The sequence below is a fragment of the Rhizobium aureum genome (assembly GCF_030182495.1).
Taxonomy (GTDB): domain Bacteria; phylum Pseudomonadota; class Alphaproteobacteria; order Rhizobiales; family Rhizobiaceae; genus Rhizobium; species Rhizobium tropici_C.
Genome location: NZ_JAQJCI010000002.1, coordinates 304,004 through 319,875, shown reverse-complemented (window position 1 = coordinate 319,875; position 15,872 = coordinate 304,004). Strand labels below are relative to the sequence as shown.

13 protein-coding genes are annotated in these 15,872 nt (G+C 58.8%); 7 read left to right on the top strand and 6 right to left on the bottom strand.

Going from position 1 to position 15,872, the window contains the following annotated elements; all coding sequences use genetic code 11:
* Window positions 1-97 precede the first annotated feature (97 nt).
* Window positions 98-1,303: a type 1 periplasmic-binding domain-containing protein gene (locus PH552_RS07275; protein ID WP_183761097.1), complete on the top strand. Its 1,206-nt coding sequence runs from the start codon at window positions 98-100 to the stop codon at window positions 1,301-1,303.
* A 256-nt stretch (window positions 1,304-1,559) separates the two neighbouring features.
* Complete coding sequence (locus PH552_RS07270) at window positions 1,560-2,510, top strand: transglutaminase-like cysteine peptidase (RefSeq protein WP_183761100.1); 951 nt, start codon at window positions 1,560-1,562, stop codon at window positions 2,508-2,510.
* A 60-nt stretch (window positions 2,511-2,570) separates the two neighbouring features.
* Here the strand turns inward: PH552_RS07270 and PH552_RS07265 are convergent, their stop codons facing one another.
* The 4 genes from PH552_RS07265 to PH552_RS07250 are packed head-to-tail and all read right to left on the bottom strand — an operon-like array spanning window position 2,571 to window position 8,130.
* Window positions 2,571-3,221, bottom strand: coding sequence for a ribbon-helix-helix domain-containing protein (locus tag PH552_RS07265; RefSeq protein WP_183761102.1), 651 nt, complete (start codon window positions 3,219-3,221; stop codon window positions 2,571-2,573).
* A gap of 9 nt (window positions 3,222-3,230) precedes the next feature.
* Complete coding sequence (locus tag PH552_RS07260; protein ID WP_183761105.1) at window positions 3,231-4,535, bottom strand: HlyD family type I secretion periplasmic adaptor subunit; 1,305 nt, start codon at window positions 4,533-4,535, stop codon at window positions 3,231-3,233.
* Entirely contained in the window at window positions 4,532-6,685 is a 2,154-nt protein-coding gene (locus PH552_RS07255; RefSeq protein WP_183761107.1) for a type I secretion system permease/ATPase, read from the bottom strand. Before PH552_RS07255 ends, PH552_RS07260 begins: the two co-directional genes overlap by 4 nt.
* 29 nt (window positions 6,686-6,714) lie before the next feature.
* The gene (locus PH552_RS07250) at window positions 6,715-8,130 is read right to left on the bottom strand and encodes a TolC family outer membrane protein (protein WP_112344668.1); all 1,416 of its coding nucleotides are present in this window, start codon (window positions 8,128-8,130) and stop codon (window positions 6,715-6,717) included.
* Between the two features lie 1,024 nt (window positions 8,131-9,154).
* Here PH552_RS07250 and PH552_RS07245 point away from each other — a divergent pair.
* Window positions 9,155-9,712, top strand: a complete 558-nt coding sequence (locus PH552_RS07245) for a GGDEF domain-containing protein (RefSeq protein ID WP_246698437.1) — start codon at window positions 9,155-9,157, stop codon at window positions 9,710-9,712.
* Window positions 9,713-9,965: 253 nt separating this feature from the next.
* Here the strand turns inward: PH552_RS07245 and PH552_RS07240 are convergent, their stop codons facing one another.
* The gene (locus PH552_RS07240; RefSeq protein WP_183761112.1) at window positions 9,966-10,772 is read right to left on the bottom strand and encodes a DUF6862 domain-containing protein; all 807 of its coding nucleotides are present in this window, start codon (window positions 10,770-10,772) and stop codon (window positions 9,966-9,968) included.
* Between the two features lie 31 nt (window positions 10,773-10,803).
* Window positions 10,804-11,520, bottom strand: coding sequence for a GntR family transcriptional regulator (locus PH552_RS07235; protein WP_183761115.1), 717 nt, complete (start codon window positions 11,518-11,520; stop codon window positions 10,804-10,806).
* A gap of 185 nt (window positions 11,521-11,705) precedes the next feature.
* Between PH552_RS07235 and PH552_RS07230 the strand changes: the two genes are divergently transcribed.
* From PH552_RS07230 to kynU, 4 genes are all read left to right on the top strand, one after another.
* Complete coding sequence (locus PH552_RS07230; RefSeq protein ID WP_183761118.1) at window positions 11,706-12,692, top strand: ABC transporter substrate-binding protein; 987 nt, start codon at window positions 11,706-11,708, stop codon at window positions 12,690-12,692.
* A 189-nt stretch (window positions 12,693-12,881) separates the two neighbouring features.
* Window positions 12,882-13,661: an ABC transporter ATP-binding protein gene (locus tag PH552_RS07225; protein ID WP_285165790.1), complete on the top strand. Its 780-nt coding sequence runs from the start codon at window positions 12,882-12,884 to the stop codon at window positions 13,659-13,661.
* 7 nt (window positions 13,662-13,668) lie between these two features.
* Window positions 13,669-14,592 (top strand): ABC transporter permease, encoded by a 924-nt coding sequence (locus PH552_RS07220; protein ID WP_112345180.1) that lies wholly within the window; start codon window positions 13,669-13,671, stop codon window positions 14,590-14,592.
* Between the two features lie 19 nt (window positions 14,593-14,611).
* Window positions 14,612-15,859 carry a kynureninase gene (gene kynU / locus PH552_RS07215; protein WP_183761121.1) on the top strand — a complete coding sequence of 416 codons (1,248 nt, stop codon included), beginning with the start codon at window positions 14,612-14,614 and terminating at the stop codon, window positions 15,857-15,859.
* Window positions 15,860-15,872 lie beyond the last annotated feature (13 nt).

The window sequence follows — 15,872 nt, the reverse complement described above, 5'->3', positions numbered from 1 at the left end:
CTCGTTAAGTATACTGCTTGACTTTACGTCAGCCGCAGTGTGCAAATGCGGCCGACTGGCTGTTGCAGTCTGCCGTAGAGAATCGGGGGGAGTAGTTGTGCCGTTTGCGATCAGCCTTTCATTGAGCCTTTTGACGGAGTGGCTGCCGCGCAGACCGCGTTGGCGACCAGCATGCGGTGCCGCCCTCATTCTCTGTGCCGGCCTCGCCGGCTGTCAGATGGACGGTGTGGGACTGGAGAACAACAGCAAGAAGGACGACATAAAAATGCCGTCCACTGCCATTGAAGAGAGCTATGGCGGCGACGGCGGCACCGAAATCACGCTATTGCTGCGCAAGGGTGCGGCAGGTCTCTATGAAGGCCCGGCACGCGATGTGCGCGACGGGGCAGTGCTTGGCGTCGGCGAACTCGGCAACAATCAGGTCCGGTTGCGCGTCAAGAATGTCGGCCCTGGACTTGCCGGCGTTGCCGCACAGGTCACTGCGGCCAAGGCCCGGAATGCCGCGCTGATCGTCAGCTATCTGCCGCCGGCCGAGACGGCCTCCATCGCTGCCATTCCAACCACCCAGCGTCCCCCATTGCTTAACCTTGCGGGTGCGGCGACCGGCGGAGACGTCTTCAATCTGGCCTCGGATGAGATCGACAGCGCGACGGAAGGTGTCAAGGCGGCCGGTCCTTCGGGTCACAAAAAGGTATCGGCGCTAGTGCCCGCTGATTTTCCTCAATCCGACGCAACGAGATTGGGCAGCGCCATCTGGAACGGTGGCAACACCTTCATGGGCCTTGGCCGTTACGGCGCAAGTGATCAGTCCTCCGATATCCTGACCAAGAACCGGCCGCTCATCCAGTCGGCCGACATCGTGGTCATTCTCGGCAACACCCCGGAAATCGGTATGGCCGCAAGTGCCGTTCGTAGCGCAGCCATTCCCGGTCAGACGCTGGTCGGCACCAACAACTGGCCGCAATCGGTCTATGCGACGCCCGCCGTAGCGGGTGCGTTCGTCGCGACCGACGACACGCAGAGCAGCGGGCTCATTACCGAGCGCTATCAGCGCCATTTCAATCACCCGCTGACGACCTACGGCGCCTATGGCTACGACGCCATGGCGATCGCCTCCGGCCTGATCCGTTCCCAGGGACCGCAGGCCATCACTGCAGCCAATTTGAGGAACAAGGTGGGCTTCCGCGGCACGACCGGCCTCTTCCGCTTCAATGCCGCCGGCCAGGTGGAGCGTAGAATGGTAATCAATACGATCGACGGCGGCACACTGAAGGTTTCCGCACGGCCCTCACAGTCGTTCTGATGCCGGCAGGGCTCATCGAGCACGTAGGTAACGAGACGCGCTTCGTCATCACGATAGCGCCGCTTCATCTGATCCTGAGTCGAGACGGACCACTTTAGTACCCTTGGCGAAATCATCCTTAATTCTTTCTCATCGCATTTCGTACAATTTTATACTTATTTGATCGCTTAATTTATACTTAGTTTATCTATATATCCCAACATCATATTCAGAAGTATCACGCACTATTCTCTCAATCAGAGGGAATTTAGCGCCAATGGTACGCAAGAACAAAAAAACTATACTTGCAGCACTCGCTGCAGCTTCCTTTGCCTTCGGTCTAGCCTCAGCGACCACCAGCATGGCGGCGACCGACGATACTGTTCGGCCCGTCGTCAAGCTGTTTCAGGACCCGCTGGTCCATACGGCCATCGATCTCTTTGCGCCCACCATCGGAAACGCCGCAAGAGCGATCAGTGGCATCGACCTGGCGGCATTGAACAACAGCCTCGCAGTTGCGCCGGGCGGCCTTCCGCACAATGACTTGACTGCGTCTGAGCCGGTACGCCCCGCAAAACCGAGCAGCGCTCCTTTAGGCGACTCTGTATTCGGAACTGTCGCCATTCCGTTCAAACATCTTGCCGCGCTCAACAATTTCGCCGGGCCGCTCGCGGAAATCCGGTCGGGCAAATCGCTCGATTGCGGAACAGGTGGATGCAATGCAGCCGAAACCGTCATCGCGGCCGCTGAAACAAAGATTACCGGCGCGTCGATCCGCGACAAGATCAATACCATCAACTACACGGTCAACCATGCCATCCGCTACGCCAGCGACATGGAAACCTATCATGTAGCAGATTACTGGGCGAAACCGAGCGAAGCACTGTCGCATCAGCGAGGCGACTGCGAAGACTACGCCATCTTGAAGATGGCAGCACTCTATAAGGCAGGCGTCGATCTCGACCATATGACACTGGTCGTCTTGTTCGACCAGCAGCGGCATTTCTACCACGCTGTCCTGTCGGTCTCCGTCAACGGTAACAATCTTATCCTCGACAACATGCGCGACGAGGTCTTGTCCGACAAACGGATTGCAGAATATCTGCCGCTCTATTCGATCGTTGCTGACCGCGGCTATCTGCACGGTTCGCGCGATCCTCACGCACAAGCGGTTGCCGCCGCAGTGCCGCTCGCCAAGGTGGTCCCCGGCGAAGGCGAAGTTCACTAACCGAACCCGCCACCCAGGCATTTGGGGCGAGCGTCGCGCATAATGAAAGCGGTGGCATTCTCAGTAGACGGAAAGATAGCCGATCAGCATCAATGCTTCGTGCGTCGGCGCCAACGCCAGATTGATTTGCCCCGTCAGCGATTGTGAACCGAGGCCGATCTTGAAGCCGGTGTTCAGCGTCTTACCGCGATTGACCGACAGAACGGAGAGTACCTCTTGGATCTGGGTGTCGATCGACAGGCGTAGCGTGCGCGCGGTCTGCTGGACATCATCGATCAGCGGCAGGCGATGGCGCAACATCTTCAAGAAGGCATCGTTGAAGAGCTTGATCCCGCGCTCTTGCGTCAGGACCACTGCAGGTGTCGGCGACGCCTGAAGGACAGCGTTGAGATTGGTCAGCGATGCGAGATCTTCGACGGCATCGAGGCGGCTCAGCGCCCATTTGAAGCTCAGCACGCGCAGCAAGGACGTGAGATTGCCGGTCTCCGGCATCTCTGCGGCTATGTTTGAAACCAGGTCACCGATGCTGATGCCACCGGCCTCCGACATACGCCCTAGCCCATCCCAATAGATACCCTCCAGGCGAATGCCACGACGCTCGCCGCCACCCGTTACCGCGCGGAAACGTGGCTCCAGTTCATCACCATCGACAGATGGTAGGGATTCCTCCCGAACTATCGCAGCTTCGTCCTTCCCGCCTCCTTTGCGCATGGTTGCCCCTCACCGTTCCGTCAGCGCTTCGGAGCGCGCCTTGTTGATCGGCTTCATCAAATAGGCCAGGATCGTCTTGCGGCCGGTCATGATCTCGGCCGAAGCCACCATGCCTGGGATAATCGGATAGTGCTTGCCGTCGCGTTCCAGCGCCGATTTGTCGGTCTTGATGCGCACAAGGTAATAGGTTTCGTTCTTGTCCTTTTCGACAAGACTATCGGCGGAGACGTTAACGACCTTACCGTCCAGTGCGCCGAATATCGAGAAATCATAAGCCGAGATCTTGATGACCGCCGGCTGATCGATGCGCACGAATGCAACGTCGCGTGGAGAAATCTTCGCCTCGATCAGCAGGGTGTCCGCTGTCGGGACGACACCGGCGATGACCTTGCCGGCGTCGACATAGGCGCCGATCGTGTTGACCTCCAGCGTATTGACGATGCCGTCGACCGGAGACCGGATATCGGTGTGCTTGACCCGATCGGATGCCCCGCGGATCGTCTCATCGACGACGGAAAGTTCCGACAGTGCCTGCCCCTTGTCGGTCAGGGCCTGCTGCCGCAGCTGCAATCCAAGGTCGGCGACCTGTAGCGTCGCCTCATTGACGGCCGCTTGCAGGCGATCAAGGCTTTCGACATAGACTTTAAGCTGCCCTTGCAGGTCGACAAGGTCTCGCTGGACTTTGAGAACCTCCGTTTGGGCAACAAGCTTTTTCTCGCCGAGCGGCTTCAGCAGATCATATTGCTTTTGGGCGCCTTCGATGTTCTGCGTCAGGCGGTCTATGTTGGCATGGGCTTCATCCAGCTCGTTCTGATGCTGCTTCAGACGCTGATTGAGAACGTCAAGCTTGTTCTTGTAGGAAGCGCGATCCGCCTCGAAGAGCTTTTCCTCGTTGTCGCAGACGGTTTTTGCGGTAGCAAGAATGTCAGCTGGGCAGACGAACTGTGCGTCGAAGGCGCCTGCCTCCTCCAGGGCCAGGCGCTCAACTTTGGCACCGAGCGCACGAGCCTTGGCAACCGACTCGCCGAGTGTCGACACCGTCGTCGTGTTGTCGAGCTGGACCAGAATATCGCCTTTATGGACGACCTGGCCGAGATTGACATTGATCTGTTGGACGATGCCGGGCTCGGACGATTGCACGATCTGCGTCTTCGATACCGGTATCACCTTGCCTTCGCCGCGAGCGATCTCGTCGATGTCGGCGAAGGCCGCCCAAGCGACGAAAGCAACGATCATCAAGGCACAGAGGCCAAGGATCAGCCGGGCGAACAACGGAGGACTGTCGTCGATATTGCGCTGAGAGGCACGCATCATTGCACCGCCTTGCGCTGCATCGCCTCGATGACAGCGTTTTTCGGTCCATCCGCGATGATGCGGCCCTTGTCGATGACGATCAGCCGGTCAACCAGCTCCAACATACTGTGACGATGGGTTGCTACCAGCAGCGTCGTTTCCGGGCCGAACGCATCGGTCAGCTTGCTGATCAGATGGCGCTCGCTTGCCAAATCCATCGCTCCCGACGGCTCGTCAAGAAAGACGATCTTCGGCCGGGTCAGAAGCAGGCGCGCGATGGTCAATGCCTGCTTCTGGCCATTCGACAGGTTCGCACCGCGCTCGCCAACCGGCATATCGAAACCGCGCGGATGTACGGAGACGAACTCCTCGACGCCGGTCATTCGTGATACCGCCAAGAGCTCTTCATCGGTGGCGTCGGCCCGGCCGAGCAGCAGATTTTCCTTTACCGTGCCGGAGAACAGGTCCGATGATTGCCCGGCGACGGCCACCGTGGATCGCACCTCCGCCACGTGATACTGGCGTATATCAACGCCATCGATGAGTACACGGCCGCTGGCCGGCTGAAACAGCCCGTCGAGAAGCCGGCCGAGGGTCGTCTTGCCCGAACCGATGCGGCCGATGATCCCGATCTTTTCCCCGGGCGCAACCGTGAAGGACAGCTGATTGATGACCGCCTGGTCAGATCCTGGATATTGGAAGGAAACATTCTGAAAGCTGAATCCACCGCTACGGATCTGCCGGTTGACGAAGCCGACCGTCGACGGACGGTCGTCAGGCTGCTCCATGATCTTGTCAAGAATGCGCAGCGACATGGTGGCCTGGCGGAAACGCGCCAGCGTCATGGCGATCTGCCCGAAGGGCGCGCCGGCGCGGCTCGCCAGCATGACGGTGGCCACGATCGCACCCATGGCGATTTTGCCGTCGGCAAATTCATACGTGCCCGCAACGACGATGAGTACGCTGACCATTTGTTGCAAGAACATCGTCATGTTGATGGCGTTTGACGAGATGTGCTTGATGTCCTCACTGGTGCGGCTCGAATATTTCGTCAGCTCCTGCCAGCGGCGCAACATCGTCGCCTCGGCGCGGAGGCTCTTCAATGTCTCGATCGTCGAAATGGTCTCGACGAGCAGCGACTGGCGGCGCGAGGCCTCGTTCGTCGCCGTCGCCATGCGCTTGCCAATCTGAGCCTGGGCCACGAGGCCGATCGTCACCGAGAGAATGAAAGCGACGCCTGGAATGATCACGAGCCACCCGGAGATCAAATATATGACAACCAGGAAAATCACGACGAACATGCTGTCGATCAGCACTCCGATCGTGTTCGATGTGAAGAATTCGCGCACGAATTCATATTGTGTCACCCGATTGGCATATTCTCCGGTCGACATCGGGCGGGACGCCAATGTCGAATTCAGGATCTTGTCGAAGATCAACTGCGAGAGCCGCAGATCCGCCTTACGACCCGCATAGTCGATCAGCGATGCGCGGGCCATCTTCAGTAGAAAATCGAAGAGATAGGCAAGCGAGATGCCGGCGGTCAGCACCCAGAGCGTTGGGAACGCCTTGTTCGGCAGCACCCGATCATAGACATTCATGGTGAAAAGCGGCGATGCCAGCGCGATGATGTTGATGAAGAGTGCCGCCAGCATGACGCGGGCATAGGTGCGCCAATAGGGTACCAGCGCCGTTGCCAGCCAGTGCCGCTTCTCGATCTCCAGGGCGTGGCCGACCCGCGCTTCTTCTGAAGAATTCTGATAATAGAGCGTGAAAGCAAATGCCGATTGCGGATTGAGCGCCTTGAGTTCGTCCCGCGTCAAGCAGGCCGCTGTCCCGGCGACCGGCACGAGTTCAGTGATATAGGAACCGCTTTCGGTCGTTTCGAGCAATGGCAGAACACCGCCGTCAGCAAAGGTGACGATCGCCGGGCAATCGAAATTGCCCAGGCGGCAATCTCGTTCCGTATGCTTCAGGACCTGCAGACCGACGCGTTCCGACAGCCGTTCGACATCGTCCAGCTCCATGGCTTCCAGAATTTCGTCCGGAATGCCCGAAAACAGCACTGTATCCGAGTTCGGACGGCCGTAAAACGCAGCGACCGATTTAAATGCCGACTTGAAAGTCCGCAGCGATACGCTCGCAGACACGTCAGGTGCTACGTTCAACATGAGCCACTATCCAATTCGGATCGTAACGATTAACGAATCGGCTCGAGCAGATCCATCGGCAAGCCGGGCTTCTGATGCGAGTCGTATCTGGTATATCCGGGATCAGCCGTATTCGATGAAACAGCGAACTGATCACGGGCATAAGGCGTCGCCTGATCGACCGGCTTCAGTTTCATCGTCGACAACAGGCTGCCCGATGCCGCCAGGATCTTGTATTCCGCAAAGAGTGATGCGACTTCCGCCGTCTTGGCCAAGATCTCAGTGTTAAAGCGAGTGTTCTGGGCATCCAATAGATCAAGCAGCGAGCGCTGACCGACCTTGAATTGCTCGCGGTAAGACGTGACGAGTTGAGCGTTCGTCTTTTCCTGCCCGCCGAGGATATGCGCCAACTGAGCCTGGTTGGTGCGCTCACTCCAGGCGGAACGGACGGACTCGTCCACCTCGCGGTACGTCTGGCTCAGCGCAAAACGCTGTTCGGCGGCGCGACGAACCAGCTCCTGTTGGTGGGCGGTATCGATGCCGCCATGATAGATGTTCCATTTGGCGACGACACCAACTTGGACGTCGCTCGTGTTACCCTTGTTGCCGTCGACATCGTCACCAATGCGAGCGCTGCCGACGAGGTCCAACCGTGGCAGGAATGCGGACTTCGAACCGCGCACGTCCGCGTCAGCGGCATTGACATCAGCCTTTGCCGACGAGATCTGCGGGTTGTTCTTTTGAGCGATAAAGACCGCGTCGTCCAACGTCTTCGGCAGGTAGCGCGCGACGGAAGCCGGTCGGCTCGCATTACTGATCGGCTCGCCGACGACCTGGAGAAAGCGGATCTTCGTCGCATCGAGCTCCTTCTTTGCTTCCTGAAGGCGAGCGTTAGCCGCCTCCAAGCGCTCCCGACCCTGAAGACGGTCGGCATCGGTGAGAGCGCCGCCCTTGATGCTGTCCTCGATATTGCCGACCATCTGCTTGTGGAAGGCGACGTTCTTCTCAGCAGCTGCGACGATTTCCATCTGCAACTGATATTCAAGGTAATCCTGGGTCACTTCCAGCGCTAAAGCTTCCGAGCGCTGTTGGACGCGGAAGGATGCGCCGTCAACGCGGGCGGCCTGCTTGTCCTTCTGCGCCTTGCGGTCGCCGCCATCAAACAAGGTCTGCGTAATAGTCAAGCTTACGTCAGCAGGATTCAGGTAATCATGGGTGCGCGATAAAGCTCCGGATGTGACGTCCGATAGTCTCCGGCGGCCATAACCAGAGTCAAGGTCGACCGAGGGCAAATAAAGCCCCCTTGCCTGGCGCAATTGAAACTCGGTTGCTTCCCGGTTCTGCGCCGCCTGCATGATCTGCGGATTGGTTTTTAGTGTTTTGTCAATCGCCTGCTGCAATGTCACAGCACCGGCGGAACCACTTGATAAAGAACTTATGGCCATCGAAATTCCGATTGCCGCCATCAATCGCGTCTTATTAGCCAAAACTATGCCCCTTCGCCGACATAATACTCTAAAGATACATTTTATAAATCTTATTCACCTACGAACGTAGACGACATCCCATCTATTTGTAAGATAGACTCCCATTTAATCTCCTGAAACAGTTAATACCGGAAAGCGCAAGCCTTTCCGACGGCAATCTATTGACTATTTTTGGGCTATTCACAGAGTCGATGCCGCTGTCGCATGATCGCAACAATTCTAATCATCAACCGTGCGGAGAATGTACATAACCTTAACCACTAAGGCGCGCCGGAAGAGGATTTAAAACATTCCAAAATGCCGGTAATATTAGTAAATACTTATCGGCACGCGAATGCACCCAAGCATGGATGACGTTGAAGCTCGATTAGCCATATGGCGGGATGCGATACGCCGGATGTATTTTAGATATTTTCAATATTTGATTGCTAAAGGGGGCAAATCGGTTCACGTTTCAGGCATGCTCCCGCCAGGGGCACATCCGCTGCCAGGTTGTAAACAGGGGCATCAAGTATGACCGAGACGCTACGGCGAAACAATTGATTGTTGTGTCTATCGGCATCGTAACTCCCATGGCGATAGACACGATGAAACACGCCCAGGATCTGGATCGAGATAAAGCCGACCGGGTTCTGTCGCAAACCGGGCACCAAGTAAAACGGCGGCTCCGGATATTCGTTCGAAGACAGGTATTTCATGAAAACAACGATGCAAAACAGCAAATTTTACCGGTTTTCTTAAGCCGGCTTTTTCGGACCTCTGTTTAGCTGACGCAGTATTACGGAACGGGGATAACTCCGATATGATTCCACAGCGGCGACATCCCTCCGCCACCATTTTCAAGGCCATGCGGAGAGCCACACTCGGCGCACTATGCGCCGTGGTCGGTTCCGTTGCTCTTATATTTATATTAAACCTGTTGATGCCGGATCGACCATTTTTAGTCGGATTTGCCGGTGCCGTACTTATTTCTGCATTTGTGGCCTTTCCGCTGCTTTTTACCTTGCAGCTCAACAACGACGTCATCCGTAAGATGCAGGAAAACGTCACCCAGGCGGCGCGCTACGACAGCGTGACGAAGACGCTCAACGGTACTGCCTTTGCCGCGGCCGTCGAGCACTTTATCGAGCGGCGCAAGCATACCGACGCAGATGCCGGCGGTATCGTCATCGCCGTCATCGTCGATACGCTCGACGACATCGGCCGCCGCTATGGGCTGCAATGGGCCGACACGGTGATGCAATCGCTTGCCTCGATCATCCAGCCCTCGGTTCGTCGTGGCGATCTTGTGGCGCGGCTTGCGACCAACGAACTCGGCATCTTCCTGCCTGGCGCTACGATCGAGAACGCCCGCGACATCGGCAACCGCATCCGCGCGGGCGTCTCCGCGGCTACCTTCAGCGCTGACGGCGCGCCGCTTTCCATCGCCATCCGCCTCGGGGGCATCTCCTTCGACGGCCCGGCCGAATTCAACCAACTCCGCCAGCTCGCCGACCAAATGGCCTTCGAGAGCAGTGACGAAAGCGATGACATCCCGATCAGCGTGCTGCCGACCGCATGAGGCTGACTATTCCATCCCACGGCAGCGACGGCATAGTCCCATACGGCGATACCTGTCTTTGATGCGGTGTCAAAGCCAGCTGGGATCTCGGTTGGCCTTCTGGATCAGCCGAGGCTAATCGGCCCTCAGGTGATGAGATGTCGATGCGGCTCCTGTTACACAGCCTTCACGACGGAAGCTTCAATTCAACGTCCTCGGTCACATATTTCCACATCGCGACGAGCAGCTTTCCCACCAAACGCCGGGGTCTGCCTTAGGTGCGTAGATCCGGCTGTGTATGCGCCAATACGTGATCAATGCGGTTCACGAAGTTTTTGTCAGACCCATAGACGAGCCCTGCCGGCGAGACATGAACGATATCGCCGTCGGGCGTTATATATGAAGTAAATCCTGCTGGAGTGTTGACTTGTGCACCCGCCCCGTTGATCGGTCTCCAATCATTCGGGATTCCTGTGGCGCTCTTTCCGCCCTCGAGAAGATCGTCAATCGCATTGCCCGTCCTGAACTTCGCAAAGAACGTCAGCACCTGCACCAGAGCGAGCGGATCACCATTGTTTGCTTTGGCAATCAGCGACGGCAGAGCAGTAACGCCGGTCGGATCCCCCGCGAGAACAAGAATCGGTTTCGCAGCGTCTTCTTGTTGTTGCGCAGTAAGGCTGTTGACTCCTTCGGGAGCCATGATCTTCCAAATTTGATCAAGCCCAGCGCTGCTGCGAAGGTCCGCGAGGTCCGCGCGGTATTGATCCGCCGAGATAAACCACGATGATGCCGTGCCACTGTAACTCGACAATGCTGCGATCACACTAGCGAAAACTGCGCCGCATCCTTCTGCCTGGTAGCCACTTGGTCGGCAGGCAATCATTGCGTCTTGCTGCAGCCTATCCTTCGCCTCCAGTCGTGCTTTCTCAGCGCAGGCAGTATCATCACCGCCTTTGCATGCCGCCTTCGCAGCATTCAGCGCATCGTTGTCCGCATGGTCGAGATAGTTATACTGATACTGCGCAGCCCCATAGGAGGCGCCTTCGCCACCTCCGACAGCGCCAGCGGCCAGAGCAGACAAGCTCTCGCCGAGCAGGGCGGCAAGTGTCTGCTTATCCTGAGCGGATATAGACCTGCAGCGTGTAACCGATATGCTCCGTCATCAGCGCCTTGGCGCGCTCGAGATCGCGGTCGAGGGCAGCCTCCATCAGCGCCGTGTGATGTTCGATCGCCATCGCGTCCTTGAGCGCCGCCAGCGCCTTCTCATAGCCGGCGGACAGGCCGGCCGTCGCGCGCTGCGTCGGCGCCAGGCCGAGGAAACGGTGGTGACGCCGCAGTTGATCGGTAATGGTGGCCTGGAAGCGCTTGAGCCAATTTGATGTCGCAGCGCTTATCAGCGCGGCATGGAAGGCGGAATGCTTCTCATCCCACTCGTCGGCCATCTCCTCGGAAGCGGAATCCGGCACGATCCTGCAGCGCGACAGGCGGTAGTGCGCGGTCACGACGGCTGATTCCCAATCGGGGCCGCCTTTTTCGATCGATTCCATGAACAATGGCAGTTCGATGACCATCCGCGCGCGCATCAGATCCTCCAGCTCCGCCCTGGAAACAGGAGCGACCGCGAAACCACGATTGCTGACGGCCGTCACCAGCTTTTCGGCTTCCAGCCGCGAAAGGGCCTCGCGAAGCGGAGTCCAGCCGACGCCATAGGTTTCCCGCAGGGCGCCGAGCCGCAAGGATGCTCCGGGCCTGAGCTTCGTATTGAGGATATCGCGTCGCAACAGCCAATAGGCCGCCTCGGTCTTGCTCAACGCATCGATGTCCTGCATGCGGCCTGCCCTTCCCCCGCAAAATCCGAATTATATATAAAACTCGCCAACACAGGAATATATATATCAAAGGCGCAGATAGTGCACATCATATATCTGAATTTGACAGGCTTGCAGCAGTCGCTATGATCCCTTGCCAAGAGAGCTGAAGGAATACGGCTCCTTGTCACATCCGGGAGGAAAATATGCTGAGATCTACATCCAAATGGCTGTCCGGACTCGCGGTCGCCGGCGCCTTCGTGGCCAGTGTCGCCACCGCTTCGGCCGAACCCATCAAGATCGCCATCGCCAATTTCGGCGAACATCCGCAGCTCAATGCTTCGATCGCCGGCTTCAAGAAAGCGCTCGCCGATAACGGCTTCGTCGAAGGCAAGGATGTCGTTTATTCCGAGAGCAACACGAGCTTCGACGCGTCGCTCGTGCCGCAGATGATCGCCAAGCTGCAGTCCGAGCATCCGAAGCTGATCTATACGGTGACGACCCCGGTGTCGCAGATCGCAAAAAAGGCGCTCGCCGGATCCGGCATTCCGATCGTCTTTACCGCCGTCACCGATCCTGTCGCCGCCAAGCTTGTTCCTTCGTGGGACGCGGGTGACGACGGCATCACCGGCTCGAGCGACCTGCAGGATATCTCGGCGATCCTGACCTTTACCAAGAAGCTGCTGCCGAACGCCAAGCGGCTTGGCGTACCTTACAACCCCGGCGAGGCCAATGACGTCGCGCTGATCGACAAGGTCAAGGCCGCCGCTCCTGCAGCCGGCTTCGACGTGGTTCCTGTCGGCGTCGACAACGTCAACGAAATCCAGCAGCGTATCGCATCGCTCGCCGGCAAGGCGGACGTGATCTATACGCCCGCGTCCAACCTGCTGCAGCCGGCAATCCCGGCCGTTGCTGCCGCTGCCCGCCAGGCACAGATTCCGATCGTCAATTCCGACGATGCCGCGGTCCGCAATGGCGTCGTGCCGGCAAGCTTTGCCGTCAACTACGAGCAGGTTGGGGAAAATGCCGGCAAGATCGCCGCGCAGATCCTGAAGGGTGCCGATCCGAAGACGATCAAGCCTTCGCGTCCGGCCTATGAGGACCATGCGCCGCTGATCAACAAGACGGTGTTGAAGGCATTCGGCGCCGAGGTGCCGGCCTCGCTTGCCGATTGCAATTGCTTCACGAAGTGATAGGCGGCATCTTCTACTGCATAATTCCTTAAATCGACATGGATTTAAGGATGAAATTATGCAGCAGATTTAAAGTGCTACAGCGACCTTTACGCGTCACATGTGACGCGACGCTGTAGGATCAATCCGATCCATGGCGGCGCCCAGGATGCCGCCATTTCATAACCCTATACTGCAGGGGAGGCACGGATGCTTGATATCAAATCCGCGCGCAAGGTTTTCTACAGAGGCCAGCCCGACGAAAAGGTCGCGCTCGACGGCCTGACGCTCTCCCTCAAAACAGGCGAATTCGGCGTCGTCATCGGCTCGAACGGCGCCGGCAAGAGCAGCATGCTGAATGCGATTTCCGGTGCTCTCAGCCTCGATTCCGGTCAGATCCTCATCAACGGCAATGACGCGACGAACATGCCGGTTCACAAGCGCGCCGCGCGGCTGGCCCGCGTGTTCCAGGATCCGATGAAGGGAACCGCCGCCAGCATGACCGTCGGCGAAAACATGCTCCTGGCGGAACTGCGCGGCAAAGCCAGGGGATTCCGCCCCGGTCTGAATGCCGCCCGTCTCGCCGCCTACAAGGAACGTCTCGCCGTTCTCGGCCTTGGCCTGGAGAACCGCCTGGATACGAAGGTCGAGCTGCTTTCGGGCGGCCAGCGTCAATCGCTGTCCCTCATCATGGCCGTCGGCGGTTCGCCCGACGTGCTGCTGCTCGATGAACATACCGCAGCGCTCGACCCGCGCACGGCCGATATCGTCATGCAGGCGACGGTCCGTACCGTCGAGGCGCTCAAGCTGACGACATTGATGGTGACGCACAACATGCAGCACGCCGTCGATTTCGGCGACAGCATCATCATGCTCGATGCCGGCCGCGTTCATCTCGAAATCACCGGAGATGGCAAGCGGCGCATCACAGTGCCTGAGCTGATCGGTCACTTCGCCGTCAAGACCGACCGAATGCTGCTGGTGAGCTGACAACATGATGGATTTCATTCAAGCAACCGTTTCAAGCTTCGTCTCGCTCATCCCGGTCACCCTGGCGCAGAGCTTCGTCCTAAGCTTCGTCGTCCTCGGTATCATGATCCCCTTCCGGATGCTGAGCTTTCCGGACCTGACCAGTGAAGGCGCGTTTCCGCTGGGCGGCTGCGTCTGCGGCATCCTGCTTGCCGCCGGCGTCGCGCCGCCGCTCGCAATCGCCGTTGCCTTCGTCGTCGGCCTTGCCGCCGGCTGCTGTACGGCCTTCATTCACCTGCGCTTCCGCATCCATACGCTGCTCGCCGGCATCCTGATGTCGACCATGCTCTATAGCGTCAATCTCGGCATCATGGGCAAATCGAACCTCTCCGTCTTCGGCTCGCCGACGGTGTTCGACTGGGTACCGTTCACAGCAGCCGGCTTCCCTGCCAGCAAGATCGTCGTCGCCGGCATCCTCGCACTCATCGTGCTGATCGCCCTCAACCTCTACTTCAAGACGGAAAAGGGCACCGCCATGCGTGCCGTCGGCTCCAATCCCGACATGGCCGAGGCGCAGGGCATCAATGTCTGGGCCGCAACCATCGGCGGCGTCGGCATCGCCAGCGCCTTTTCCGCCGCCAGCGGTGCGTTGATGGTCCAGTCGCAGGGCTTTGCCGACGTCAACATGGGCATCGGCATCCTGATCAACGGCCTTGCCGCCCTGATGATCGGTGAGGCCTTTACCGGCAAGCAGACGGTGTTCAGACAGCTGCTGGCGCCCTTTGTCGGCTCCATCATCTATTACCAGCTCGTCTCGCTCTGCCTTGCCGCCGGCATGCCGCCGCCGAACCTGAAGCTCGCCACGGGCCTGTTCGTGCTCATCATGCTGGCACTGCCGAGCATCCGCCGCAGCCGCGGCGGGGCGGCCACCCGAGAAACCATTCGCGAATAGATTACGAGGCAACGACATCATGGATAGCCTTCCCGATCTCGCGGCCGTCGAGGCCATGGACGAGGCCGATCCGCTGCGCGTTTTTCGCAGCCGCTTTGCCCTGCCCGCCGGCGTCATCTACCTCGACGGCAATTCGCTCGGCGCGGCCTCGCACGAGGTCTTTGCCGAAGTGCGCCAGGCTGCCATGGAGGAATGGGGCAACGGCCTGATCCGCAGCTGGAACAGTGCCGGGTGGTTTCATCTGCCGCTCGAGCTCGGCGACCGTATCGGCCGGCTGATCGGCGCCGCCGAAGGCCAGACCGTTGTCACAGATTCCACGTCGATCAACATCTACAAGACCTTGCATGCAGCGCTCGCCATGCGGCCCGGCCGCAATGTGATCGTTGCGGAGGGTGATAGTTTCCCCACCGATCTTTATATGGCGGAGGGCGTGGCTTCGACACGCCCTGGCCTGACGCTCCGCTTCGAGGGCCGCGATGCCGAAAGCATCGAGGAACTGATCGACGACAGCGTCGCCGTCGTTCTCGTCAACCACGTCAATTATAAGAGCGGCGAGCTGCGCGACATGGCGGCGCTGACAAAACGCATCCAGGCGGCAGGCGCGCTCGTCATCTGGGATCTGTGCCACAGCGCTGGCGCTCTGCCCGTCGATCTCGATGGTGCGGGCGCCGATTTCGCCGTCGGCTGCACCTACAAATATCTGAATGGCGGCCCGGGCGCGCCGGCCTTCATTTATGCAGCAAAGCGCCACCATGCATCGATCGTCCAGCCGCTCAGCGGCTGGTGGAGCCATGCGCGCCCCTTTGCCTTCGAACGGAGCTTCGATGGCGATGCCGGCATCAAGCGCTTTCTCTGCGGCACGCAGCCGATCCTGTCGCTGCGAGCGTTGAAGGGTGCGCTGGCCATCTGGGACGAAGTGGACATGACGGCCTTGCGCGCGAAAAGCATAGCGCTCACGGAGCTCTTTATCCGCTTGGTCGAAGCGAAATGTGGCCAATATGGCGTCGAGCTGGAGACGACCCGCGACAGCGGCAGGCGCGGCAGCCAGGTCTCCTTCAAGCACGACAACGGTTATGAGGTCATGCAGGCGCTGATCGAGCGCGGTGTCATCGGTGACTTCCGGGCGCCATCGACCCTGCGCTTCGGTTTCACGCCGCTTTATGTCGGCTATCGCGACGTATGGCGCGCCGCGACGGTGCTTGAGGAAATCCTGAGCAGCGGATCATGGAAGGACACGCGCTTTGCGGTGCGAGCGGCCGTGACCTGATCCACAGGCGTCG